Genomic DNA, 20,443 nt, shown 5'->3' with positions numbered 1-20,443 from the left:
CGCCGTCAGCCGGCCGGGCGGATGAGGGTCTCCTGGGCGACGGAGGCGACGAGGGTGCCGTCGAGGGTGTGCATGGTGCCGCGGGCCATGCCCCGGGAGCCGTGGTTGGTGACGGATTCCATGGAGTAGAGCAGCCACTCGTCGGCGCGGGCGGGGCGGTGGAACCAGACGGCGTGGTCGAGGCTGACGGCCGTGGAGTAGGAGACGGTCGAGCCCGGGGCGCGCGAGGAGTCGACGACGGCGAGGTCGGAGATGTAGGCCATGACGCACGGGTGCAGCGACGCGTCTTCGATCGGGTCGCGGTAGCGGAACCAGAACGGGTGGCGCAGCGGGAACAGCTCGTCGAGGAGGAGGGGGCCGGCCGGGCGGACGTCGAAGTTCGGGACGCCGCCGAACCACGCGGGCAGCTCGTAGGAGGTGAGCTCCTCCGGTCCGGGCACGTCGAGCCCGCCGGTCGGCTGCCACTCCTCGCCGTCCTCCGGCACGTGGAAGGACGCCGTCAGCTCGAAGATCGTCCGGTCGCCGTGGCTCGCGGTGACATGGCGGGTGGAGAACCCCCGGCCGTCGCGGACGCGCCGTACGGCCAGGTCCAGGGGCTTGGTGGGCTGCCCGGTGCGCAGGAAGGAGGCGTGCAGGGAGTGCACGGGGCGGCCGGGCGCCACGGTCAGCTGCGCGGCGCGCAGGCTCTGCGCGGCGATCTGCCCGCCGAACGTGCGCTCCATCTGCGACGGCACGGGCCGGATCGTGAAGCGGTCCTCCTCCTGCCGTTCCAGCGCGAAGATATCCGCCAGCACACCGCTCATGCCCATTGCCCCGAACCTTTCCTTGGCCTTCGCCGGAATCGTACGGAACGCCGTTCCGCCGGTCCGCGGTGACCCCGGAGCTCAGGACGCCGGGCCGCCGCGGTCGGGGCGCAGCAGGGTCTCCTGGGCGACGGAGGTGACGCGGGCGCCGTCGCGGGCGCGCATGCCGCCCATGGTCATGCCGCGGGCGCCGTGGTTGCTGACGGGCTCCATCGTGTGCAGGAGCCAGGCGTCGGCGCGGGCGGGGCGGTGGAACCACACGGAGAGGTCGAGGCTGGCGAAACCCGAGTAGGCGAAGGACGTGCCGGGCCGGCGGGAGGCGTGGACGAGGCCGATGTCGGTGAGGTAGGTGATGAGGCAGGCGTGCAGCCCCGGGTCCGGCACGGGGGAGGAGAAGCGGATCCAGTACGGGTGGCGCAGCGGGTAGTCCTCCTCCTCTTCGGCGAGCGGGGCCACCGGCCGGACGTCGATGTGGGGGGCGAGCCTGATGATGAACGGGGGGAGCTGGAAAGGGGCGATCTCCTCGGGGGAGGGGACGTCGACGCCGTCGGACGGCTGCCAGTCCTCGCCCTCCTCCGGGTCGTGGAAGGACGCCGTCAGCTCGAAGACGGTCGTGCCGTCCTGGCTCGCGGTGACGTGGCGGGTGGAGAAGCCGCGGCCGTCCTTGACCCGCCGCACGTCCAGGTCGAGCGGTGCGGAGGACCGGCCGGCCCGGACGAAGTGGCCGTGCAGGGAGTGCGCCGGGCGCCCGCGGGGAGCGGTGAGGGTCGCGGCCCACAGGCTCTGCGCCGCGACCTGGCCGCCGAAGGTGCGCGGCATCACCCCTTCGACGGGGTCGGCGGTGAACCGGTCCGCGGCCCGCCGCTCCAGGGAGAAGAGCTCCTTCAGCGCCTCGTTCAGGTCCATGTCCGGCGTCCCTTCCTCCGATGGCGGGGGACGTTCCCCGGCCGGATCGCTCCCGCTCTCGTCGAGATGCGTAATCTCATTTTAGAGAATGGAGTTTCCGGATCAGAACGGGGGCTCGTCGTCCGGGTCGGGTTCGGCGACCGTCGAGGCCACCGCCTGGGCGAGGCCCGTCACGGGCGCCTCGTTGAGGATCTCCCCGGTCCGCGGGTCGATGAGCACGCCGTCGACCTCGATCGGGCCGGTGTCCGGGGCGTGCCGGTCCGGACACCAGCGGGCCACCGGGCAGGTCGCGCAGTGCCGTCCGGGCCGGGGGCGGAACTCCACGTCGGTGTGCCAGCCGCCGGCGAGCCGGACGAGCTCCGCGCGGGCACGGGCGACGACGCCGGCGTCCCCGGTGTCGAAGGAGAAGAGGGACGCGCCGGCCGGGGACATGACCTCCAGCTCGACCGTTCCCGACACGGGCGCCTCGCCGCCGAACGCGCCGTCGGCGATCAGGCAGACGGCCAGCGCGAGCTGCGGCACCCGCTCGAAGAGCGTGTCGGCGTCCCACGCGGCGGAGCCGCCCGTCGTCTTCTGCTCCCGGTAGAAGGTGCGGCCGCCGGCGACGTAGACGAGGTCCGGGTGGGCCACGACCAGCACGTCCGCCTGCGCGTCGTAGGCGGCGGTCGCGGGCTCGGCCGTCAGCGAGGTGACGTTCGCGTCCGTGCGCAGAGGGCACACTTCGAGGTGGCTCAGCAGGAAGGGCCGGATCTGGCGGTACTCGTCCGGCGTCATGAGCTCCGCGGCGAACCCCGCGAGCGCCTCGGGCAGATCCTCCTCGGCGCAGGCCCGGTAGGGGAGCCGCGAATGCGCGACCTCCAGCCAGGTGTGCACGAGCGTGCCCCGGCGGATCGCGGGATGGTCGCTCCAGTCGCCGGGGAGCCGCTGGTCCCGCAGATGCGCCTGCGCCGGGCAGATCCGGTACTGCCCCGCCGTGGCCGCCGACCACACCCGCCGGTGCGTCCCGCTCCCGTCCAGCCCCAGCAGCCCCGGCACGTGCGGCAGCGCGTCGCACTCGGCCCGCAGCTTGCACTGCGCGCAGTCCGATCCCGGCTGCCTGCGCCCGCCGAACACCACATCCGAGGCCACCGGCTGCGCCCGCTCCCGATACCTCCGGGCGATCTCCTCGGGTCCGGCGTCCACCACGACCTTCGGCACCCGCTCGTCGCTCACCACGACCTCGACGACCCGCACCCGCTTCGCGGGCCCCGCGTCTGCGCGCACCTCCACCGGCATGTCCCGGTAGACCGAGCCCGCCGCCTTCGCCCCGAACGCCGCCAGCTGCGCCAACGCCAGGTTGGACGGATCGTCCCCCGCCCCCACCCGGCTCACCCGCAGCCGCCGCACCTCCCGCACGGCACCGTCCGCGGAGGCGTACCACCGCCCCCACCCCGTCAGCACCCGCGCTTCGAGGGGAGAGGCGACATGCTGCAGCACCCGGGACTCCCGATGCGGCAGCAGCACGACGTCCCCGAGCTCGTCGGCGAGCCACCGGGCGTCCTCCAGGTAGGTGCCGACCGCCTGCCGCACCCACCCCTCGACCCCCGGATGCACGCTCTTGGGCGTCTCCTCCAGCACTTTCTGAACGGAGACCTCGGCGTCGAGCCCGCCGAACTCCACCCCGTCCAGCGCCGCCATCACCAGCCCGAGCGGAAACCCCTCCCAAGGCGCGTCCCGCCGCTCCTCGAACTGCTTCGGCCACACCCGGGGCCGCGCCTTCAACGCCGCGAACTCCGCGCACTTCCCCTCACCCGCGTCGAGCTGCCCGGCCGACAACCGGACCAGCCCGGCAGGCCCTTTGAGACTGGCATGCGGAACCCACGACATCGTCATCCCCACATCGTCGAACGACCCGGCTCTCTCCCCGACGGCCCCGGCGGTGCAGGCGACCGGGTCACGGCTGAAGTCCTGCCCCGTCGAGGATCCGGTGGGCGATCCCGCTGAGAAGATTACGGCTTTCTTCTTCGGAAAGCGCAGCGCTTCTGACGGACTCATACCTTCTGGCGTATCTCGCCACCTCTTCGGGGCGCGTGCGTACGTGGTCGGCCGCGAGAAAGGCGAGGCCGTTCCGTCAGGCGACTCCCGCGTTCCGCCGCGCCGCGAAGAAGGCGTCGAGTTCGGCCTGCTGCGCGCCGTCGAAGGCGCACCGGGGAAGGAACCCGTTCCACTGCCCGTTCACGAAGAACAGCCAGGACTCAGGAGTGTCCACGATCCGCCCGAACATGGACCACTGCACCGTGGTGGCGGACTGGTCGGTCCGGCACTCGTACCCGTCATCGGCCACCCGGATCGTCGTGGGCACGCAGATGTACGTGAGCTGCCGCCTGGCGGTCCGGCGGATCCCCCAGTTCATCGCGAAGGGTGCCACGACCGCTCCGGCGATCATGCCGATCCCCATGGAGACGGCGCCGACCAGGACACAGACGGCCCCCGACACGACCAGTACCGACGGCAGCCCCAGGCGGAAGGTCCTGAGCTGCCGCCTGATGCCGTACTGAGCCGCCCGCACCACATCGTCGGGAGTGGGTTCATAGCTGACGGTGAAGTTCACGATGCCACTTTCATCTGATCCGGCGATGGCCGGGCGGCGGGGACGAACGCCGCGCACAGGGCGATGAGAACTCCGTGAGCAGGTAATGGAGCCCGTAGGGAAACCGAAAACGGTGTGGACCGCCAGGAGCGCTGCAGATCTTTCCAGGTTTCTCCGAATCGCGGCAAGAGGCTCGTCCCGGAGCGGCATCCGCCCGTACGGAACCCGAACGCCGATCCCCGCCGAATCCCGCGGGGACGGTTCAGGTGCCGGCCGCGGCGGGTGGGTTGAACTTGGAGTAGGCCGGGGCGCTCCAGCGGAAGGGCATGGCGCCGGTGATCTCGCGGACCTCTTCGACGGTGAAGTCGACCAGGCGTTGGGCGCCGGGGAAGGCGGCGGTCTCGGCCTCGTTCCAGACGGTCTCGGCGGTGCCGGTGAGGTGGAGGAGGGAGCCGGTGGACCAGGAGGGGACGAGGAGGGCGGCGGCGGGATTGAGTTCGAGGTTGCCCAGGGTGAGGAACATCGTGTTGCCCCGGTAGTCGGGCCAGCGGAGGCGGGTGGGGGACAGGACCCGGACGAAGCCGGGGGAACCGCCCCGGTGGGAGGCGTCGGCGTCGCCTTCGGGGGAGGCGGTGGTGACGAAGAACGTGTCGGTCTCCTCCAGCGCGCGTTGCTGGGCGGGGGTGAGGGCCGCGCCCCGGTGGAGGGTGAGGGGGGTGGGCGGGAGGGGGTCGGGGGTGCGCTGCTGGATGTACTTCGGGCAGTTGGAGATGACCTGGTCGGGGGTGATGAGCAGGCCGCCGGGGACGGGCTCGGAGGTGCCGTTGATGCGCATGCGGCGGCGGGAGGCGGGCTCGATGGCGATCATGCCGACCTTGGCGGGGGCGGCCAGGGCTTCGGCGAGGGGGTCTTCGGGGTGGGGGAGGGAGTGGACGGCCAGGGTCGTCTCGGTGGGCTGGAGGAAACCGGGGTCGCCGGTGAGCAGGGTGGTCCAGAGGCGTCCGGCCGGGTCGGCGGCGCCGATGACGATCATGGGCTGCCGGGTGAGGAAGGCCATGGCGACCTCCGGGAAGGAGCTTCTGATGGCGCGGAGCGCGGACGCGGCAGGGGTCTGCAGGCCGGCGCGGTGCTGAACGGAGAGCTCTCCGTCGTGGTAGGTCGCCATGGCGCGGGCCGCTTAGAAGAAGCCGCAGGTGGGGGCGCCTGCGACGGGTGCGGTGGCGGACTCGGCGCCGGACGGGGCGTAGACCTCCAGGCGGATGCCGTCCGGGTCGCTGAAGAAGATGCCGCCGGAGGCGGCCCCCTCGCCGTGGGGAACGATGCCGTCGTAGGTGAACCGGGTGCCCAGGCCGCGCAGGACCTCCTCGGCCGCGCGGACCTCCTCGATCGTGTCGACCTGGAACGACAGGTGGTGCAGGCCCGCGACGTCCGTGCGGGCGGCCGCCTCGGTCTGGCGCCACAGGGCGACGACCAGCCGCCCGTCCTTGCCGAGGAGGGCGTGGCCCTCGTCGCGTCCGGCCACCTCGAAGCCGAAGGCGCGCGTGTAGAAGGCGATCGAACGGTCCAGGTCGGTGACGTTCAGTCCGACATGGCCGGTTTGCAGCGTGTTCACGGGAGGTCCTTTCTCCGGCGCGAGGCGATCTCTAACCGGTGAAATTGACTTTAAGGGTTAGATCGTCGGGCGTCAACCGGCCACATGACGATGAGCGGTTAGCATGGAGGCCATGGATCCCCGACCGCTGACCGGTGAGCCGATCTCCCTGGAGCTGCTGAACACCCGGTGGCCGCAGGACGGGGAGCCGCAGGACCTGCTCTCCTCACTCGACGGCCTGGCGATCTGGCTCGCCTCGCCCACGGTCGCCTCGGAGCTGGGCGAACACCCCGTCCACGCCGACGAGCCGACGCTCGCCGCGCTGCTGCGGGCGCGGGACGCCCTGGCGGAGCTCCTGGCCGATCCCGCGAACACGGCGGCGGCCGACGCCGTGCTGGCCCGCGGGAGGCTCCGCCTCACCGCCTCACCGCAGGGGCCGGCCGAACGCCTCGAACTGGACGATCCCGCCTACTACCCGGCCTGGACGGCGGTGCGCGACTACCTGCGCCTCGTCGGCGACCGCCCCGACCGGCTCCGCAAGTGCGCGCACGACGCCTGCGTCCTGCACTTCTTCGACACCTCGAAGAACGGCACCCGCCGCTGGTGCTCCATGGCGGCCTGCGGCAACCGGGCCAAGGCCTCCCGCCACTACGCGCGCGCCCGCACCGGGCGGGACTGAGGTCAGTGGCCCCCGCCGGCCAGGTTGAGGCCGACCACGCCGGCGAGGATGAGGAGGATCGAGGCGATCTTGAGGGGGGAGGCGTTCTCGCCCAGGACGAGGACGCCCAGGACGGCGGTGCCGACGGCGCCGATGCCCGTCCAGACGGCGTAGGCCGAGCCCACCTCCAGGTGGCGCAGGCCCAGGGAGAGCAGGCCGAAGCTGAGCAGCGCGAAGACGGCGAAGGACACGCTGGGGGCCAGGACCGAGAAGCCCTTGCTGAGCTTCAGCGAGTAGGCCATGGCGACCTCGAACAGACCGGCGGTGATGATCAGCAACCAGGCCATGACGGCTCCTCCTTGCGGGGAAGCGTCGTCTTTGCAGTCCGGGTACGGCGCGTCTCGTCCGGGCACGCCCCTTCTGGGGCCGCGCCTTCGTCAACGAACGGGGATCACCGGGAATTCCCGGGACGTCGGCGAACCGTCCGGACGAGACGGGCGATCTCCAGATCCAGAGGATGCGCCGCTTCCGGAGGCGGCGTCGTCTCGTCCCACCACAGGCAGGCGCCGATCTCCGCGCAGGGGGTGAAGGAGTCCTCCGGGCGGGCGACGCGGCCGGTGAAGACGGCGGCGTATTCGAGACGCCGCTCCGGGCCCAGCCGGAAGCGAGCGTGGCCGGCGAGGCGGAGCGCGTCGACCTCCTGCCCGGTCTCCTCCCGCAGCTCCCGGACGGCGGCCTGGTGAGGGGTCTCTCCCGGGTCGATCATCCCGCCCGGGAGCTCCCACTGCCCGCGCGCGTTGTCGAAGACCAGCAGCAGGAACGGCCCGGAGCGCAGGACGACCAGGGACGCGGGGAGCGGGGCCGGGGCGCCGGGAGCCCGGTCGGAGCAGGGGATGAAGCCGGTCAGCATGTCGCCCGAAGGGTCGGTGACCGGGAACTGCACGGGTTCCTCCTTGGTCCGGGGCCGTACGGCCAGGGTAGGGCGGACACGGTGCGTGTGGGCCGGGCTACAGGTTCTGGAATCACTGGCCGGGTAGGTGGTGAGATATGACGACGAAAATGAACACGCTGCTCAAGACCTCGGCGGCGGTCGGGGTGGCCGCGGGAGCGGGGGCGCTGGCCACCGACGCTGAGTCCGACTGGTACCGGCGGCTGGAGAAACCCTCGTGGCAGCCGCCGCCGCAGGCGTTCGGCATCGTGTGGCCCGTGCTCTACGGCCTGATCGCCTACTCTTCGGGGCGGGCGATGGACCGCGCTCCCGCGGACGAGCGGCGGGGCGTGGCGCAGGCCCTCGGCATCAACCTGGCGCTCAACACGGGCTGGTCGGTGCTGTTCTTCGCGGCGAAGAAGCCGCGGGCCGCGCTCGGCGAGATCGTGGCGCTCAACCTTTCCAACGCCCTGCTGGTGAGCAGGGCGTGGCGCGCCGACCGCCGCGCCGGGATGCTCCTCCTCCCGTACGCGGCGTGGACGGCGTTCGCGACGGTCCTCACCGGCACGATCGTCCGCCGCAACTGAAGCCCCGCCGGCCGACGGGGCCAAGGCCCCGTCGGCACGTCAGGCCGGTTCCAGGAGCGGGGTGCGCGGTTCGAGGAGGATCTCCACGTCCTCCTGGGCGGGCTGGTGGGACAGGATCATGTCGGCCTCGTAGTAGAGGGCCAGCTGCATGGGGCGGCCGTGGGCCGTCCACAGGGCGGTGCGGTCGGCGAGCGGCGGGTCCAGCAGCCGGACGGTGAGCCTGCGCAGCCGGGACGCCAGGCCGGGGCCCAGGTCGTCGGGGCTGAGGGAGGGCACCGAGTGGAGGATCTGCGCGACGCGGCCCAGGCGGGCCTGCAGCTCCAGCGGCGGGAAGCCGGGACCGGTGACCACGTAGGTCAGGCGCAGTCCGAGCGGCGGGCGCCGGAGCCCGCCGGGCGGGCCGGAGAGCGGGGCGCCGCGCAGGCAGGGGTGTTCGGCGATGCCGCACAGGCACAGGTGGATCTGGTGGGGGGTCAGCGCGGCGCCGGCGTCCAGGGAGCTGACCGCCACCCAGTCGGGGTCGCCGCCGCGGACCCGCAGGAGCTCGGCCAGCGCCGAGGTGACCTCGTCGATCATGACGGCCACCGGGATCTGCGTTCGCCCATCGGACGCCCCTCTCTCTCACCGCGTGCCGGACCCGGGCCGGAGCGAGGGTCCTCACGCTGGGTACCGTTCTATGAACGCAATGTAACACTCGGTGGGCCGGTGGTGGCAAGAGGTGGCGAACCGGACGAAAACTCAGTCCGCCTTCCGGACGTACGGGGCGGCGTTGGCGAAGTCGTCGTCGACCACCACGACCCGCCGGCCGGCGGCGGCCAGGAAGGACCCGGCGATGGCCGAGCGGTAGCCCGTGGCGCAGTGCACCCACACCTCGCCCTCGGGCACCTCGTCCAGGCGGGAGAGCAGCTCGTGCAGCGGGACGTGGACGGCTCCGGGCAGATGCGACCGCCGCCACTCGTCGTTCCGGCGGACGTCCAGGACGGTGACGGTCCGGTGGTGGCGCACCGCCGCGAGCTCGTCGAAGGTGCCGAGCCCGACCTCGCTCAGGGGCGCGCCGCCCGTCCAGCCGGACGGGTCGCCGGAGGCCGCCGACGCGGGGCGTTCGATGCCGATCCGGACGAGTTCGCGCTGGGCCTCGGCGATCTCGTCGGGGGTCTCGGCGAGCAGGCTCACCGGGGTGCCCCACGGGATCAGCCACCCCAGGTAGGTGGCGAAGGAGCCGTCCAGGCCGAAGTTGAACGCGCCGCCCAGGTGGCCCGCCGCGAACGCCTTGCGGGAGCGCAGGTCGACGACCCACTCCCCGTCCTGGAGGCGGCGGCGCAGCTCGGCGGCGTCGGCGCGGCGGGGCTCCGACAGGTCGGGGGCGCCGGGGCCGTCGAGGTTGCGCGGGCTCATGTGGGCGTAGTAGGCGGGATAGGCGTCGAGCCCGGCCAGCAGGGTCTCCACGTACTCCCGCTCGTCCTGGGTGAGCACCGGGTTGGTCTTCCGCTCCCGCCCGATCGTGGACCGGGTGGCGTCGGACTGGGTGGAGGAGCAGAAGCTGCCGAAGCCGTGCGTCGGGTAGACCTCGGTGTCGTCGGGCAGCTCGTCGGCCAGGCGCCGCGCCGTGCGGTGCTGGGCGCGCGCCAGGGCGTCGGTGTGGTCGGGGCCGAGCAGGTCGGGGCGGCCCGTCGAGCCGTAGAGCAGGGACCCTCCGGTGAAGACGGCGACCGCCTCGCCCCCGGACTCCAGCACGTAGGACAGGTGGGTGTGGGTGTGCCCGGGGGTGGCCAGGGCGCGGACGCGCATCCGCGGGCCGACCTCGATGACGTCCCCGTCGCGGACGGGGGAGTGCTCGAAGCGCACGGGGTCGTCGGCGTTGACGTGGTAGGCGGCGCCCGTGGCCTCGGCGAGGGCCGGGCCGCCCGTCACGTAGTCGTTGTGGATGTGGGTCTCGAAGACGTGGGTGATGCGGAGGTCCCGGCTCCGTGCGGGCTCCAGCATGCGGTCGATGTCGCGCTGCGGGTCGACGACGAAGGCGGTCGTGCCGTCGGTGACCAGGTAGCTGCGGTCCCCCAGCGTCGGGGTCTCCATGGGAATGATCTCGATCATCGTGCGTCGCCCCCTTGGCTCAAGGCTAGGTGAAGTGCCGGGTCTTATACCCCCGGGGGTATCTTTTCCTCACGTTATGCCCTGATTCGCGGGAGGGCAAACGGTCGTCCACAACCCGGCGGGCGAGGGGCGCGGAGGCGTGGCAGGATGGCGGCGAGATGAACGTCCGACCTCCGCTCCGCCTGGCGCGCGCCTCGGTCTTCGCGGCCGTGTGCGTGCTGCTCACGTCCGCGGGCCACGCGACGGCCTCCGGGGAACCGCTGGGGCCGGGAAGCGTGCTGGCGGGATTCGCCGGGGTGCTGGCCTTCGCGTTCGTCCTGGCCGGGCAGGAACGCTCCCTTCCCGTGATCACCGGGGGGCTGCTCGGCGGGCAGTTCATGCTGCACGCCCTGTTCACGGCCGCGGACACGGGCTTCGGCCACCACGGGAACCTCCCGCAGCTCGTCGCCGAACCCTCCGGAGGCGGCACGGGCATGGCGGCGGCGCACCTGCTCGCCGCCTGGGGGTCGGGCTGGTGGCTGCGCCGGGGCGAACGCGGCGCCTGGCGGCTGGCCCGGCAGGCGGCGAAAGCCCTGCTGAGGCCGCTTCTCCTCGTTCTCTCCCCGCCTGTCGAGGCGGTGCGGCACATCGCCGTGGCCCAGGACGTCGTCGTGCCGCGCGCCGTCGTGGTGCTGCGGCACGTGCTCGTCCTCCGGGGGCCGCCGAAGGGGTTCCGGGCGCTCGGCTTCGGCTGAACGCCACCGAGGCCGGACGGCCCGCGGGCCGTTCCCCCACCTCTTCACACCCGCCTTCCGCGCGGGTGCCCGGAAACCCCTCGCGGGTGCCCGGAACCCCTTTCGACAGAGCACTCATGGAGATCCGCATGTCCACTCGTCTCGTCTCGCTGTGCGCCGCCCTCGCGTTCGGAGCCGCCGCCCTCACCGGCTGCTGCGGCTCCGACGACACCTCCGCCAAGGAGACGGCCGCCCCCTCCACCGCCGCGAGCAGCACCGCCGCCGCCCCGCTGGCCTTCGAGAACGCCTGGGTGAAGGCGGCCGAGAAGGGGATGACCGCCGCGTTCGGCACCCTCGTCAACACCACCGGCGCCGACGTCACCGTGGTCTCGGCCGCCACCCCCGTCTCCCCGATGGTCGAACTGCACGAGGTCACCGGGAGCGGCGGCCAGACCCAGATGAAGGAGAAGGAGGACGGGTTCGTCATCCCCGCCGGGGGCGAGCTGGAGCTCAAGCCCGGCGGCTACCACATCATGCTCATGGGCCTGAAGCAGAAGCTCGAGCCGGGCGGCGAGGTCGTCTTCACGCTGACCTTCAAGGACGGCGCGAAGAGCGACTTCACCGCCGTGGTCAAGTCCTTCCAGGGCGGCAACGAGTCCTACGCCCCGGGGCACTGATGGCCGGGCGGAACATGAGCCGGCGGGGACTCCTCGCCGGCGGCGCGGCGGCGGCGGGGGGACTCGCCGCCACCGGCGGCTACCTCACCGGCAGGGCGGCGTCCGAGCCCGCCGAGGCGCGGGCGGCCGAGCAGCCCGGCACCGTCCCCTTCCACGGCGTCCACCAGGCGGGCGTCGCCACGCCCCCGCAGACGTACGGGGCCTTCGCCGCCTTCGACCTGCGCCCGGGGGTCGCCAAGGAGTCGCTGGGACGGCTGATGCGGCTGCTCACCGACGACGCCCGGCGGCTCACCGAGGGCAGGGCCGGCCTCGCCGACGCCCAGCCGGAACTCGCCGGCGTCCCGGCCCGGCTGACCGTCACGTTCGGGTTCGGCCCCGGCCTGTTCACCAAGGTCGGCCTGGACCACGAGCGCCCCCTCACCGACCTGCCGGAGTTCAAGACCGACCGGCTGGAGGACCGCTGGAGCGGCGGCGACCTCCTGGTCCAGCTGTGCGGGGAGGACGCCGTCACCCTCGCCCACGCGCTCCGGCTGATCGTCAAGGACGCGCGGGACTTCGCCACGGTCCGCTGGGTGCAGCGCGGCTTCCGGCGCAGCCCCCAGGCCCAGCCGCCCGGCGAGACCCAGCGCAACCTCATGGGCCAGCTCGACGGCACCGTCCAGCCCGCCGACCCGGACAAGGCGGTCTGGATCTCCGGCGGCGGCCCGGCCTGGCTGAAGGGCGGCACCTTCATGGTCCTCCGCCGTATCCGCATGGACCTGGAGGAGTGGGACGCCGCCGACGAGGCGGCCAAGGAGTTCTCCATCGGCCGCAGACTGGCCGACGGCGCCCCTCTCACCGGCGGCCGGGAGACCGACGACCCCGACTTCGCCGCCAAGGACTTCGCGGGCTTCCCCGTCATCGACGACAACGCCCACATCCGCCTGGCACGCGTCGACGACCCGGCCCTGCGCATGCTCCGCCGCGCCTACAACTACGAGGAGGACGTCAGCCAGGACGGCGTCGTCGACTCCGGCCTGCTGTTCATCGCCTACCAGGCGGACCTGGCCCGCCAGTTCACGCCGGTCCAGCGCCGCCTGGCGGACTCCGACCTCCTCAACGAGTGGATCACCACCACCGGCTCGTCCGTCTTCGTCCTCCCGCCCGGCTGCACCCCGGAGGGCTGGATAGGCGAGACCCTCCTGTCCTGACCACCCCGGCGAGCCGTCCCCGCTCCCGGCGGACCGCTTGATGAACACGTGAGCCCCCGGCCCTCAGGACCGGGGGCTCACACATGCCGCGGACCGCGGATCCCGGCTCGAACGGTCCCCCTTCCGAACCGAACGACCAGAACCCGCAGCCCGCGCGCCCCCTCACGGAACTCCTCTCGGAGCGCCCCTCCCGCGAGGGCGGGCTTTGCGGAAGCCCTCTCACGAAGGCGGACCTTGCGGCACCCGCTCTGCGGAAGCGCTCCCGTACGAGTCCGACCGCAGCCTCCGTTTCGTGCGGGAGCACTTCCGTGAAGGTTCGCCTGCAGCGTTCGCTCGCGGGACGCTTCCGCGAGAGTCCGTCGGTGGCCTCCGCTTCGCGGGAGCGCTCCTGCGGTGTCCGCTCGCGGGGTGTCGCGGTCAGGGGCGGGGGAGGGCGGCGGCGAAGGAGGCGGTGATCCAGGCGGGGTCGGTGATGGCGGTGCCGACGACGACGGAGGTGGCGCCGGCCTCCAGGGCGGCGGCGGCGTGGGCGGGGGAGTGGTAGCGGCCCTCGGCGATGAGGAGGGTGGCGGGGAGGGCCTCGCGCAGGTCGCGGACGAGTGACAGGTCGGGGCCGTCGGTCTTGGGGCGGGCCGGGGTGTAGCCCGCGAGGGTGGTGGCGACGATGTCGGCGCCGGCCTCGGCGGCGGCCACGCCCTCGGCGAGGGTGGCGACGTCGGCCATGACCAGGCGGCCCAGGTCGTGGACGGCGCGGACGGAGTCGGCGAAGGACAGGCCGTCGGGGCGGGGGCGGTCGGTGGCGTCGATCGCGACGACGTCGGCGCCCGCCTCGACGACGGCGCGGGCGGCGGTGGCGGTCGGGGTGATGTAGACGCCCTCCGTGCCGTCCTTGGTCAGGCCGATGACGGGAACGTCCACGGCCGCCCGGATCGAGACGATGTCGGGCGTGCCGCCGACCCCGCCGCAGCGGATCGCCGCGGCCCCGCCCTCGACGGCGGCCAGCGCCATCCGCGTGAGCGCCGCGGTGTCCCGCAGCGGGTGCCCGTCCCACGCCTGGCAGGAGACGATCAGTCGGCCGCCGACCAGCGCGGCGAATTCACTCGGCGTCATGATGCTCTTTCTCTCGGATGTTCCTACGGTGCCGGCGGCCGCGCCCCCGCCCGGCCACCGACTGCGGAGGCCCCGTCCGGGAGCCCCCGCGTTCCACGCCCCGCTCGACGAACCGGATCACGTTCCGATCCGCGCCGCGCGCCGCGTCCTGTCCCGCGGTCAACCGCGCTCCGGCCCGGAGCCCGACCGCGGGCCGGTGGCCTGCCGGTCGGTGGTCTGCGGGCCGGTCTGCGGGCCGGTCTGCGAGGCGGTCTGCGAGGCGGTCTGCGGGCCGGTGGTGCGCGGGCCGGTCTGCGAGGTGGTCTGCAGGTCGGTGGTGCGCGGGCCGGTCTGCGAGGCGGTCTGCGGGCCGGTGGTCTGCGGGCCGGTGGTGTGCGGGGCGGGCCGGGTGGTGAGGGCGGCTTTGGACTGGAGGGCCGCGCCGATGAGGGGGGCGTCGGTGCCCAGGTGGGCGGGGAGGACGGGGAGGGCGCGCAGCGGGGGGAGGGCCTCGGCGTGGAGGGCCTCGGTGAGGGGGGTGCGGAACGCGGGGCCGATCTGGGCGGCGCCGCCGCCGACGACGAGGGCGTCGGGGTCCAGGACCGCCGCGAGCCCGGCGAGGGCGCGGCCCAGGAGGGCGGCGGCGCCGTGGACGGTGTCGCGGGCGGCGGGGTCGTCGGCCAGGCGGGCCGCGATCTCGGGGAGGGGGAGGCGCTCGCCGGTGCGGGCGGCGTAGGCGGCGGCCATGGCGGGGCCGGACGCGACGGCCTCCAGGTGGTCGAGGCGGCCGCAGCCGCACGGGATGGCGCCGGTGGCGGGCACCAGCAGGTGGGCGGTCTCGCCCGCGGTGCCGTGGGCGCCGTATTCGAGCTCCCCGTCCCTGGTGAGGGCGCCGCCGATGCCGGTGCCGACCGAGACGTAAAGGACACGGGAGAAGCCCGCCCCGGCCCCCGCCTTCGCCTCGCCGTAGGCCATGGCGCGGACGTCGTTGTCGACCGTGACCGGGACGCCGGTCAGCTCCTCCAGCGTGGCGCGGACCTCCATCCCGGCCCAGCCGGGAAGCACGTCGGTGGCGGAGACGACCCGTCCCGCGGCGCGGTCGATGACCCCCGGCGAGCCCACGCCGACCGCCGCGACCGTCGCGCCGGGGAGCCCGGCGCGCAGCTCGGCGATGAGGCGGGCGGCCGCGACGGGCACCGCGGCGCCGCCCCCGGCAGGGGTCGGCGTGCGGGCCTGCCGCACGATCCGGCCCTCCTCCGAGACGAGGGCGACGGCGATCTTGGTGCCGCCGATGTCCACCCCCGCGTAGAGCGTTCCGGCCATCGGATGCGCGGCGCGCCCCCGAGGGACGGACGCCGCTCCCTCCCTTCCCGGAGAGCGGTATGCGAACAGGACGAGACCCGCCGGCGCGGGCGGCCCGCCCGCGTCCGAACGAACGCGGACGGACACCGTTCCGACCCCGGCCGACCGAGGAGCCCCGACCGGCCGAGCGGCCCGGTCGGCCGAGGAGCCCCGACCGGCCGAGAAGCCTTCGATCAGTCGAGGTCCTCGGTCGGTCGAGAAACCCTCGGTCAGCCGAGGAATCCGATCAACCGAGAAGCCCCGGCGGGCCGAGCGCCCTGACCGGCTGAGCGCTCCGACGGGCTGAGCGCCCCGACGGGCGGAGCGCCCCGACCGGTGGAGTGGTCTCGGTCGGACGGGTGGTCGGGGTCAGAGGAGGCCGGCGGCTTCGAGGCGGGTGCGGACGTGGGCGGTCTCGGCCTCGTTGAGCGGGATCTGCGGGGGGGCGGCGAGGGGGGAGGCGATGACGCCGCGCAGGTGCAGGCCGGTCTTGAAGGCGCCGAGGGCGGAGGAGCCGCGGCCCATGCGGTCGGCGGGGGCGGCGTTGACGAGGTCGAACAGGCGCAGGAGGCGCTCCTGCTCCAGGCGGGCCTCGTCCCACTTGCCGTCGGTGCACAGCTGGGCGATGCGGACGTATCCGGCGGGGTCGACGTTGCCGAGGCCGGGGACGACGCCGTCGACGCCCATGCGGTAGGCCGAGTCCACGGTCAGCTCGGAACCGGTGAAGACGCGGAACTGCGCGAGGCCGGCGTCGTCGCGGGCGACGAGCAGGCAGCGGAGCCCGTTGTCGTCGCCGGTGGAGTCCTTCAGGCCGGCCAGCACGCCCTCGGCGCCCAGGCGCAGCAGCATCGCCGCGTCCAGCCGGGAGTGCACCGAGACCGGCACGTCGTAGGCGTACAGGGGCAGGGAGGTGGCGGCGGCGACCCGGCGGAAGTGGTCCTCGATCTCCACGGGGTGGGTGCGCGTGTAGAACGGCGCGGTGGCGACGAGCGCGTCCACGCCGGCCTCGGCGGCGACCTTGGCGTGCTCGATCACCCGCAGGGTCGTCATGTCGATGATCCCGGCGATGACCGGCACCCGTCCGGCGGCGTGCCGGACGATGGTCTCCAGGACCGTGCGCCGCTGGGCGTCGGGCAGGAAGGCGACCTCGCTGGTGGAGCCGAGGGCGAACAGCCCGCTCACGCCGCTGTCGATGAGGAAGTCGACGAGCCGCTCCAGCGACGGCACGTCCACCTCGAAGTCGGAGGTCAGCGGGGTGCAGACGGGCGGGATGACACCGCTGAGGGCGGTGGCGGCGACGGTGGTCACGGGGTCTCCTGGGTGAGGGCGGCGGCGAGGTCGGCCTCGCCGGTCACGGGGTGGTGGCACCGGTAGCGGTGCGTGGAAAGGTCGCCGGAGGCGTAGGCGGGCATGGCGTCCGCGCACGTCTCGTCGGCCCGCCAGCAGCGGGTGCGGAAGGGGCAGCCGCTGGGCGGCGTCACCGCGGACGGCACGGGGCCGATCAGCGGGATCGGGTCGATCGGGTCGAGCAGGCTCGGCGTGGCCGAGAACAGCGCGCGGGTGTAGGGGTGGCGGGTGGCGTCGGGGATCGCGGCGGCCGGCGCCTCCTCCACGATCCGCCCGAGGTACATCGTCACGACCCGGTCGGACATGCGGCGGACGGTCTGGATGTCGTGGGAGACGAACACCATCGACAGCTCCAGCCGCTCCTTCAGGTCGAGCAGCAGGTTGAGGATCTGGGCGCGCACGGACACGTCCAGCGCGGAGGTCGGCTCGTCGGCGACGAGGAGCTGCGGCTCCATGGCCAGCGCCCGCCCGATCGCCACGCGCTGCCGCTGGCCGCCGGACAGCTGGCCCGGCAGCGCGTCGGCCAGCACGGGCGGCAGCCCGACCAGCGCCATCAGCTCGCGCACGCGCTCGTCGCGCTGCGCCGGGGTGCCCCTGCGGTGCACGTCCAGCGGGTCGCGCAGGATCGTGCGGATCGGCAGCCGCCGGTTCAGCGCGGTCGACGGGTCCTGGAAGACCATCCCGACGGACGCGCCGAGCACCCGCCGCCGCTCCTTCTCGGGCAGCTCGGTGACGGGCGTGCCCCGGTACAGGACCGTGCCCAGCGTCGGCTTCTGCAGCCCCACCAGCACCTTGGCCAGCGTGGACTTGCCGCAGCCGGACTCGCCGACGATCCCGACGGTCTCCCCCCGCCCGATGGCGAGGTCGACCCCGGTCATCGCGTGGACCCGCGCCTTGCTGAACATGCCGCCGCCCCGCGTCGGGTGCTGGACGTGCACGTCGCGCAGCTCCATCACGGCGGCGTCGCGCGTGTCCGGCGCCTCTTTCACGTTCGCCGTCTTCTTCATGAAAGGCCTCCCGTGAGGGTCTTGGCCGGCCCGGCCGCCGCCTCGCCGACACCGCCGGCGATGGGGTGGTGGCAGGCGAAGGCGTGGGCGGACCGCTCGCCGGCCAGCTCCGGATGGGTGGTGGCGCACAGCTCGGTGGCCGCGGCGCACCGGTCGGCGAAGCGGCAGCCCTTGGGGAAGGCGGCGGGGGACGGGACGACGCCGCGGATCTGGGCGAGCCGGGTGTCGGCGGCCTCCAGGGAGAGCACCGAGTCGAGCAGGCCCCGCGCGTAGTGGTGGCGGGGGCCGCCGACGACCTGCGGGGTGGCGCCGCACTCGACGATCTGGCCGCCGTACATCACCACGACGCGGTCGGTGATGTCGGAGACCAGCGCCAGGTCGTGGGAGACGAGGATGAGGGCGAAGCCCAGCTCCTCGCGCAGGCGCAGCAGCAGCTGCATGACCTGGGCCTGGACGGTGACGTCGAGCGCGGTGGTCGGCTCGTCGGCGACGATCAGGCGCGGGTCGCGCGAGAGCGCCATGGCGATGAGGACGCGCTGGCGCTGGCCGCCGGACAGCTCGTGCGGGTAGCTCCTGAGGGTGCGCGCCGGGTCGAGGCCGACGAGCTCCAGCAGCTCGGCGGGGGTGCGGGTGCCGCCGCGCCGGTGCACCTGCTTGAGCTGGGCCTGGATGGTCATCGCCGGGTTCAGCGAGGACAGCGCGTCCTGGTAGATCATCGCCATGTCGTGGCCGAGCAGCCGGCGCCGCTCGCCCGCGGAGAGGGTCAGCAGGTCGCGCCCGTCGAAGAGGATCTGCCCGCCGATGCGGGCGCCCTTGGGCTCCAGGCCCATGATCGCGAGGCTGGTGAGGCTCTTGCCGCAGCCGGACTCGCCGACCAGGCCGAGCACCTCGCCGGGCCGCACCTCGAAGCTGATCCGGTCGACGATGTCGACGCCGTCGTGCCGCTCGGCGAAGCCGATGGCCAGGTCGCGCACCTGCAGCAGCGGCTCGCCCTCGGGCAGCGGACGCGCCCGTGCGGCCAGCCGCTCGCCGGCCTTGCGCAGCCCCTCGCTCAGCGCGACGGGGGCGATCGGCCCGGTGGCGGCCTCCGGCGACTCCAGCGGGTCGGTGGCCTTGCGGATCGCGGCGGGGTTGGCCCGCGCGGCGGGCGCGGCCCAGGCGTCGGAGACGCCCTCGGACAGCACGTTCAGCGCCAGCACCGTCAGCAGGATGAACACGCCGGGGAAGAACGTCGCCCACCAGCCGCCGGACAGCACCAGCGCCTTGCCGTAGGCGATCACGCTGCCCCACGAGGGGTCGGGGTCCTGCACGCCGGCGCCGATGAACGACAGGCTCGCCTCGAACACGATCGCGTTGGCGACCAGGACGGTGCAGTACACCAGGATCGGCGCGGCGCAGTTGATGACGACGTGCCTGCTCAGGATGTGGAAGCGCCCGGCGCCGACGACGCGTTCGGCGTTGACGTAGTCCTCGCCGTACTGCGACAGCACGTTGGCGCGGATGACGCGGGTGATCTGCGGCACGAACAGGAACGCGATCGTGCAGATCAGCACGGGCAGGCTGTTGCCGAAGACGGTGACCATGACGGCGGCCAGCGCGATCATCGGGAACGCCATGACGACGTCCAGCGCCCGCATGATGAGCTCGTCGACCGCCTTGCGGGAGGTAGCGGCCAGCGAGCCGAGGACGGCGCCGGCGAGGAGCGAGAGCGCCGTGGCGCCCAGGCCGATCGCCAGCGACCAGCGGGTGCCGTAGGCGATGCGGGCGAAGACGTCGCGGCCGACGCGGTCGGTGCCGAACCAGTGCTCGGCCGACGGCGGCTGCTGCGGCGTGCCGGTGAGCAGCGGGTCGTGCACGGAGATGAGCGGGGCGAGAAGGCCCAGCACCGCCACGGCCAGGATGAAGCCCAGGGCGATCCGGGACGCCGTGGAGAGCCTGCGCAGGGTGCCTGTGAGCCCGGAAAGGACGGTACGCATCAGGAGGCACCCCTCAGACGCGGGTTGGCGAAGAGATAGAGGATGTCGACGACCAGGTTGACGACGACGAAGGTGAGGGCGATGTAGAGCACCACGCCCTGGACGAGGCCGGGGTCGCCGGCCGTCACGCCCTGCATGATGAGGGTGCCCAGGCCCGGCAGGCCGAAGATCGCCTCGATGACGACGGCGCCGCTGAGCATGTAGCCGATCTGCAGGCCCAGCACGGTCAGCGGGGTGATCAGCGCGTTGCGCAGCACGTTGCGCCCCACCACGACGACGCGGGGCAGCCCGCTGCCGATCGCGGTGCGCACGTAGTCGCGGTCGAGCTCCTCGACCATCGAGGTGCGGATGATCCGGGTCAGCAGCGAGGCCACGGGCAGGCCCAGCGAGATCGCCGGGAGCGCCATGCTCTTCATCCAGCCTTCGAAGGACTCGGCCGGGTTGACGTACCCGCCGGTCGGCAGCAGCTCCCAGTTGAGGGAGAACTGCTGGATGAGCAGGATGCCCAGCCAGAAGGAGGGCATGGCCACGCCCGCCATCGACACCACGCGGATCACCTGGTCCGGCCACCGGTCCCGGAAGAGCGCGCCGGTGACGCCCAGGACGGTGGCCAGGACCACGGCGAACGTCACGCCCAGCAGGGTGAGCTGCAGGGTCAGCGGGAACGCGGTGGCGATGGCGTCGGTGACCGGCCTGCTCGGCGGCGCGGTGACACCGAGGTCGCCCTGGACCAGGTCGCCCAGGAACCGCGCGTAGCGCACCAGCAGCGGGTCGTTCAGGCCGTTGGCCTCGGCGTACGCCTCACGGGCCTCGGGGCTGGCCGCCTCGCCCAGGGCGTTGTAGGCGGGGTCGTTGGGGGAGAAGCGCAGGACGACGAAGACGAACAGCGTGATCCCCAGCACCAGCGGCACCAGGGTCAGCAGACGTCGCGCCGTCATGCGGAGGATCGCGCTCATGGTCTACGTCGTCC

At 73.4% G+C, this 20,443-nt stretch carries 21 protein-coding genes and 1 riboswitch; of the genes, 5 read left to right on the top strand and 16 right to left on the bottom strand.

Translation table 11 applies throughout. The features are described 5' to 3' along the window. Positions 1-5: 5 nt before the first annotated feature. From ABD140_RS15755 to ABD140_RS15730, 6 genes are all read right to left on the bottom strand, one after another. Entirely contained in the window at positions 6-809 is an 804-nt protein-coding gene (locus ABD140_RS15755) for an acyl-CoA thioesterase (RefSeq protein WP_344241386.1), read from the bottom strand. A 75-nt stretch (positions 810-884) separates the two neighbouring features. Beyond that, positions 885-1,709 (bottom strand): acyl-CoA thioesterase, encoded by an 825-nt coding sequence (locus tag ABD140_RS15750; RefSeq protein ID WP_344241384.1) that lies wholly within the window; start codon positions 1,707-1,709, stop codon positions 885-887. Between the two features lie 102 nt (positions 1,710-1,811). Next, entirely contained in the window at positions 1,812-3,581 is a 1,770-nt protein-coding gene (locus ABD140_RS15745; protein ID WP_344241382.1) for a PD-(D/E)XK nuclease family protein, read from the bottom strand. A 238-nt stretch (positions 3,582-3,819) separates the two neighbouring features. Further along, positions 3,820-4,299 carry a YcxB family protein gene (locus tag ABD140_RS15740; RefSeq protein WP_344241380.1) on the bottom strand — a complete coding sequence of 160 codons (480 nt, stop codon included), beginning with the start codon at positions 4,297-4,299 and terminating at the stop codon, positions 3,820-3,822. A gap of 241 nt (positions 4,300-4,540) precedes the next feature. Then, the gene (locus tag ABD140_RS15735) at positions 4,541-5,443 is read right to left on the bottom strand and encodes a pyridoxamine 5'-phosphate oxidase family protein (protein WP_344241378.1); all 903 of its coding nucleotides are present in this window, start codon (positions 5,441-5,443) and stop codon (positions 4,541-4,543) included. Between the two features lie 12 nt (positions 5,444-5,455). Continuing rightward, the gene (locus ABD140_RS15730) at positions 5,456-5,890 is read right to left on the bottom strand and encodes a VOC family protein (RefSeq protein ID WP_344241376.1); all 435 of its coding nucleotides are present in this window, start codon (positions 5,888-5,890) and stop codon (positions 5,456-5,458) included. A 112-nt stretch (positions 5,891-6,002) separates the two neighbouring features. On the opposite strand from ABD140_RS15730, the gene ABD140_RS15725 reads away from it, so the two are divergent. Continuing rightward, positions 6,003-6,548, top strand: coding sequence for a CGNR zinc finger domain-containing protein (locus ABD140_RS15725; RefSeq protein ID WP_344241374.1), 546 nt, complete (start codon positions 6,003-6,005; stop codon positions 6,546-6,548). Positions 6,549-6,550: 2 nt separating this feature from the next. Here the strand turns inward: ABD140_RS15725 and ABD140_RS15720 are convergent, their stop codons facing one another. Both ABD140_RS15720 and ABD140_RS15715 read right to left on the bottom strand, forming a co-directional pair. After that, the gene (locus tag ABD140_RS15720; RefSeq protein WP_344241372.1) at positions 6,551-6,874 is read right to left on the bottom strand and encodes a DMT family transporter; all 324 of its coding nucleotides are present in this window, start codon (positions 6,872-6,874) and stop codon (positions 6,551-6,553) included. A gap of 19 nt (positions 6,875-6,893) precedes the next feature. Beyond that, a riboswitch (guanidine-III (ykkC-III) riboswitch) is annotated at positions 6,894-6,959 on the bottom strand. A 19-nt stretch (positions 6,960-6,978) separates the two neighbouring features. Continuing rightward, positions 6,979-7,470, bottom strand: a complete 492-nt coding sequence (locus ABD140_RS15715) for an NUDIX hydrolase (RefSeq protein WP_344241370.1) — start codon at positions 7,468-7,470, stop codon at positions 6,979-6,981. Positions 7,471-7,574: 104 nt separating this feature from the next. On the opposite strand from ABD140_RS15715, the gene ABD140_RS15710 reads away from it, so the two are divergent. Next, positions 7,575-8,042, top strand: coding sequence for a TspO/MBR family protein (locus tag ABD140_RS15710; protein WP_344241368.1), 468 nt, complete (start codon positions 7,575-7,577; stop codon positions 8,040-8,042). A 39-nt stretch (positions 8,043-8,081) separates the two neighbouring features. Here the strand turns inward: ABD140_RS15710 and ABD140_RS15705 are convergent, their stop codons facing one another. Both ABD140_RS15705 and ABD140_RS15700 read right to left on the bottom strand, forming a co-directional pair. Then, a complete protein-coding gene (locus tag ABD140_RS15705; RefSeq protein WP_344241366.1) occupies positions 8,082-8,618 on the bottom strand; it encodes a Pvc16 family protein in 537 nt (178 codons plus the stop codon). Between the two features lie 162 nt (positions 8,619-8,780). Beyond that, positions 8,781-10,133: an MBL fold metallo-hydrolase gene (locus tag ABD140_RS15700; RefSeq protein WP_344241364.1), complete on the bottom strand. Its 1,353-nt coding sequence runs from the start codon at positions 10,131-10,133 to the stop codon at positions 8,781-8,783. A 158-nt stretch (positions 10,134-10,291) separates the two neighbouring features. Between ABD140_RS15700 and ABD140_RS15695 the strand changes: the two genes are divergently transcribed. From ABD140_RS15695 to ABD140_RS15685, 3 genes are all read left to right on the top strand, one after another. Continuing rightward, positions 10,292-10,867 carry a hypothetical protein gene (locus ABD140_RS15695; RefSeq protein ID WP_344241362.1) on the top strand — a complete coding sequence of 192 codons (576 nt, stop codon included), beginning with the start codon at positions 10,292-10,294 and terminating at the stop codon, positions 10,865-10,867. A gap of 128 nt (positions 10,868-10,995) precedes the next feature. Beyond that, positions 10,996-11,523 carry a copper chaperone PCu(A)C gene (locus tag ABD140_RS15690; RefSeq protein ID WP_344241360.1) on the top strand — a complete coding sequence of 176 codons (528 nt, stop codon included), beginning with the start codon at positions 10,996-10,998 and terminating at the stop codon, positions 11,521-11,523. Between the two features lie 14 nt (positions 11,524-11,537). After that, entirely contained in the window at positions 11,538-12,713 is a 1,176-nt protein-coding gene (locus ABD140_RS15685) for a Dyp-type peroxidase (protein ID WP_344241358.1), read from the top strand. A gap of 417 nt (positions 12,714-13,130) precedes the next feature. On the opposite strand, the gene ABD140_RS15680 is transcribed toward ABD140_RS15685, so the two are convergent. The 6 genes from ABD140_RS15680 to ABD140_RS15655 all read right to left on the bottom strand — a co-directional run bounded on the left by ABD140_RS15680 (position 13,131) and on the right by ABD140_RS15655 (position 20,429). Next, positions 13,131-13,823 (bottom strand): N-acetylmannosamine-6-phosphate 2-epimerase, encoded by a 693-nt coding sequence (locus tag ABD140_RS15680; protein WP_344241356.1) that lies wholly within the window; start codon positions 13,821-13,823, stop codon positions 13,131-13,133. 159 nt (positions 13,824-13,982) lie between these two features. Further along, positions 13,983-15,125 carry an ROK family protein gene (locus ABD140_RS15675; RefSeq protein WP_344241354.1) on the bottom strand — a complete coding sequence of 381 codons (1,143 nt, stop codon included), beginning with the start codon at positions 15,123-15,125 and terminating at the stop codon, positions 13,983-13,985. 387 nt (positions 15,126-15,512) lie between these two features. Continuing rightward, entirely contained in the window at positions 15,513-16,451 is a 939-nt protein-coding gene (locus ABD140_RS15670) for a dihydrodipicolinate synthase family protein (RefSeq protein WP_344241352.1), read from the bottom strand. Continuing rightward, a complete protein-coding gene (locus tag ABD140_RS15665; RefSeq protein WP_344241350.1) occupies positions 16,448-17,497 on the bottom strand; it encodes an oligopeptide/dipeptide ABC transporter ATP-binding protein in 1,050 nt (349 codons plus the stop codon). Before ABD140_RS15665 ends, ABD140_RS15670 begins: the two co-directional genes overlap by 4 nt. Then, positions 17,494-19,473: a dipeptide/oligopeptide/nickel ABC transporter permease/ATP-binding protein gene (locus ABD140_RS15660; RefSeq protein WP_344241348.1), complete on the bottom strand. Its 1,980-nt coding sequence runs from the start codon at positions 19,471-19,473 to the stop codon at positions 17,494-17,496. The genes ABD140_RS15665 and ABD140_RS15660 overlap by 4 nt, the downstream gene beginning before the upstream one ends. Next, positions 19,473-20,429, bottom strand: a complete 957-nt coding sequence (locus ABD140_RS15655; RefSeq protein WP_344241346.1) for an ABC transporter permease — start codon at positions 20,427-20,429, stop codon at positions 19,473-19,475. Before ABD140_RS15655 ends, ABD140_RS15660 begins: the two co-directional genes overlap by 1 nt. Positions 20,430-20,443: the final 14 nt, after the last annotated feature.

This window comes from Actinocorallia libanotica, from assembly GCF_039525175.1.
Classification (GTDB): Bacteria; Actinomycetota; Actinomycetes; order Streptosporangiales; family Streptosporangiaceae; genus Actinocorallia; species Actinocorallia libanotica.
The sequence above is the reverse complement of the archived record's forward strand: the minus strand, read 5'-3'. Positions and strand labels throughout refer to the sequence as shown.

What these genes read in the sequence shown, in the direction of transcription:
- ABD140_RS15675 (WP_344241354.1), bottom strand. Translation starts at nt 15,125, where the DNA reads ATGGCCGGAACGCTCTACGCGGGGGTGGACATCGGCGGCACCAAGATC.
- ABD140_RS15665 (WP_344241350.1), bottom strand. Translation starts at nt 17,497, where the DNA reads ATGAAGAAGACGGCGAACGTGAAAGAGGCGCCGGACACGCGCGACGCC.
- ABD140_RS15655 (WP_344241346.1), bottom strand. Translation starts at nt 20,429, where the DNA reads ATGAGCGCGATCCTCCGCATGACGGCGCGACGTCTGCTGACCCTGGTG.
- ABD140_RS15755 (WP_344241386.1), bottom strand. Translation starts at nt 809, where the DNA reads ATGGGCATGAGCGGTGTGCTGGCGGATATCTTCGCGCTGGAACGGCAG.
- ABD140_RS15750 (WP_344241384.1), bottom strand. Translation starts at nt 1,709, where the DNA reads ATGGACCTGAACGAGGCGCTGAAGGAGCTCTTCTCCCTGGAGCGGCGG.
- ABD140_RS15710 (WP_344241368.1), top strand. Translation starts at nt 7,575, where the DNA reads ATGACGACGAAAATGAACACGCTGCTCAAGACCTCGGCGGCGGTCGGG.
- ABD140_RS15680 (WP_344241356.1), bottom strand. Translation starts at nt 13,823, where the DNA reads ATGACGCCGAGTGAATTCGCCGCGCTGGTCGGCGGCCGACTGATCGTC.
- ABD140_RS15690 (WP_344241360.1), top strand. Translation starts at nt 10,996, where the DNA reads ATGTCCACTCGTCTCGTCTCGCTGTGCGCCGCCCTCGCGTTCGGAGCC.
- ABD140_RS15660 (WP_344241348.1), bottom strand. Translation starts at nt 19,473, where the DNA reads ATGCGTACCGTCCTTTCCGGGCTCACAGGCACCCTGCGCAGGCTCTCC.
- ABD140_RS15685 (WP_344241358.1), top strand. Translation starts at nt 11,538, where the DNA reads ATGAGCCGGCGGGGACTCCTCGCCGGCGGCGCGGCGGCGGCGGGGGGA.
- ABD140_RS15745 (WP_344241382.1), bottom strand. Translation starts at nt 3,581, where the DNA reads ATGACGATGTCGTGGGTTCCGCATGCCAGTCTCAAAGGGCCTGCCGGG.
- ABD140_RS15695 (WP_344241362.1), top strand. Translation starts at nt 10,292, where the DNA reads ATGAACGTCCGACCTCCGCTCCGCCTGGCGCGCGCCTCGGTCTTCGCG.
- ABD140_RS15720 (WP_344241372.1), bottom strand. Translation starts at nt 6,874, where the DNA reads ATGGCCTGGTTGCTGATCATCACCGCCGGTCTGTTCGAGGTCGCCATG.
- ABD140_RS15705 (WP_344241366.1), bottom strand. Translation starts at nt 8,618, where the DNA reads ATGATCGACGAGGTCACCTCGGCGCTGGCCGAGCTCCTGCGGGTCCGC.
- ABD140_RS15725 (WP_344241374.1), top strand. Translation starts at nt 6,003, where the DNA reads ATGGATCCCCGACCGCTGACCGGTGAGCCGATCTCCCTGGAGCTGCTG.
- ABD140_RS15700 (WP_344241364.1), bottom strand. Translation starts at nt 10,133, where the DNA reads ATGATCGAGATCATTCCCATGGAGACCCCGACGCTGGGGGACCGCAGC.
- ABD140_RS15735 (WP_344241378.1), bottom strand. Translation starts at nt 5,443, where the DNA reads ATGGCGACCTACCACGACGGAGAGCTCTCCGTTCAGCACCGCGCCGGC.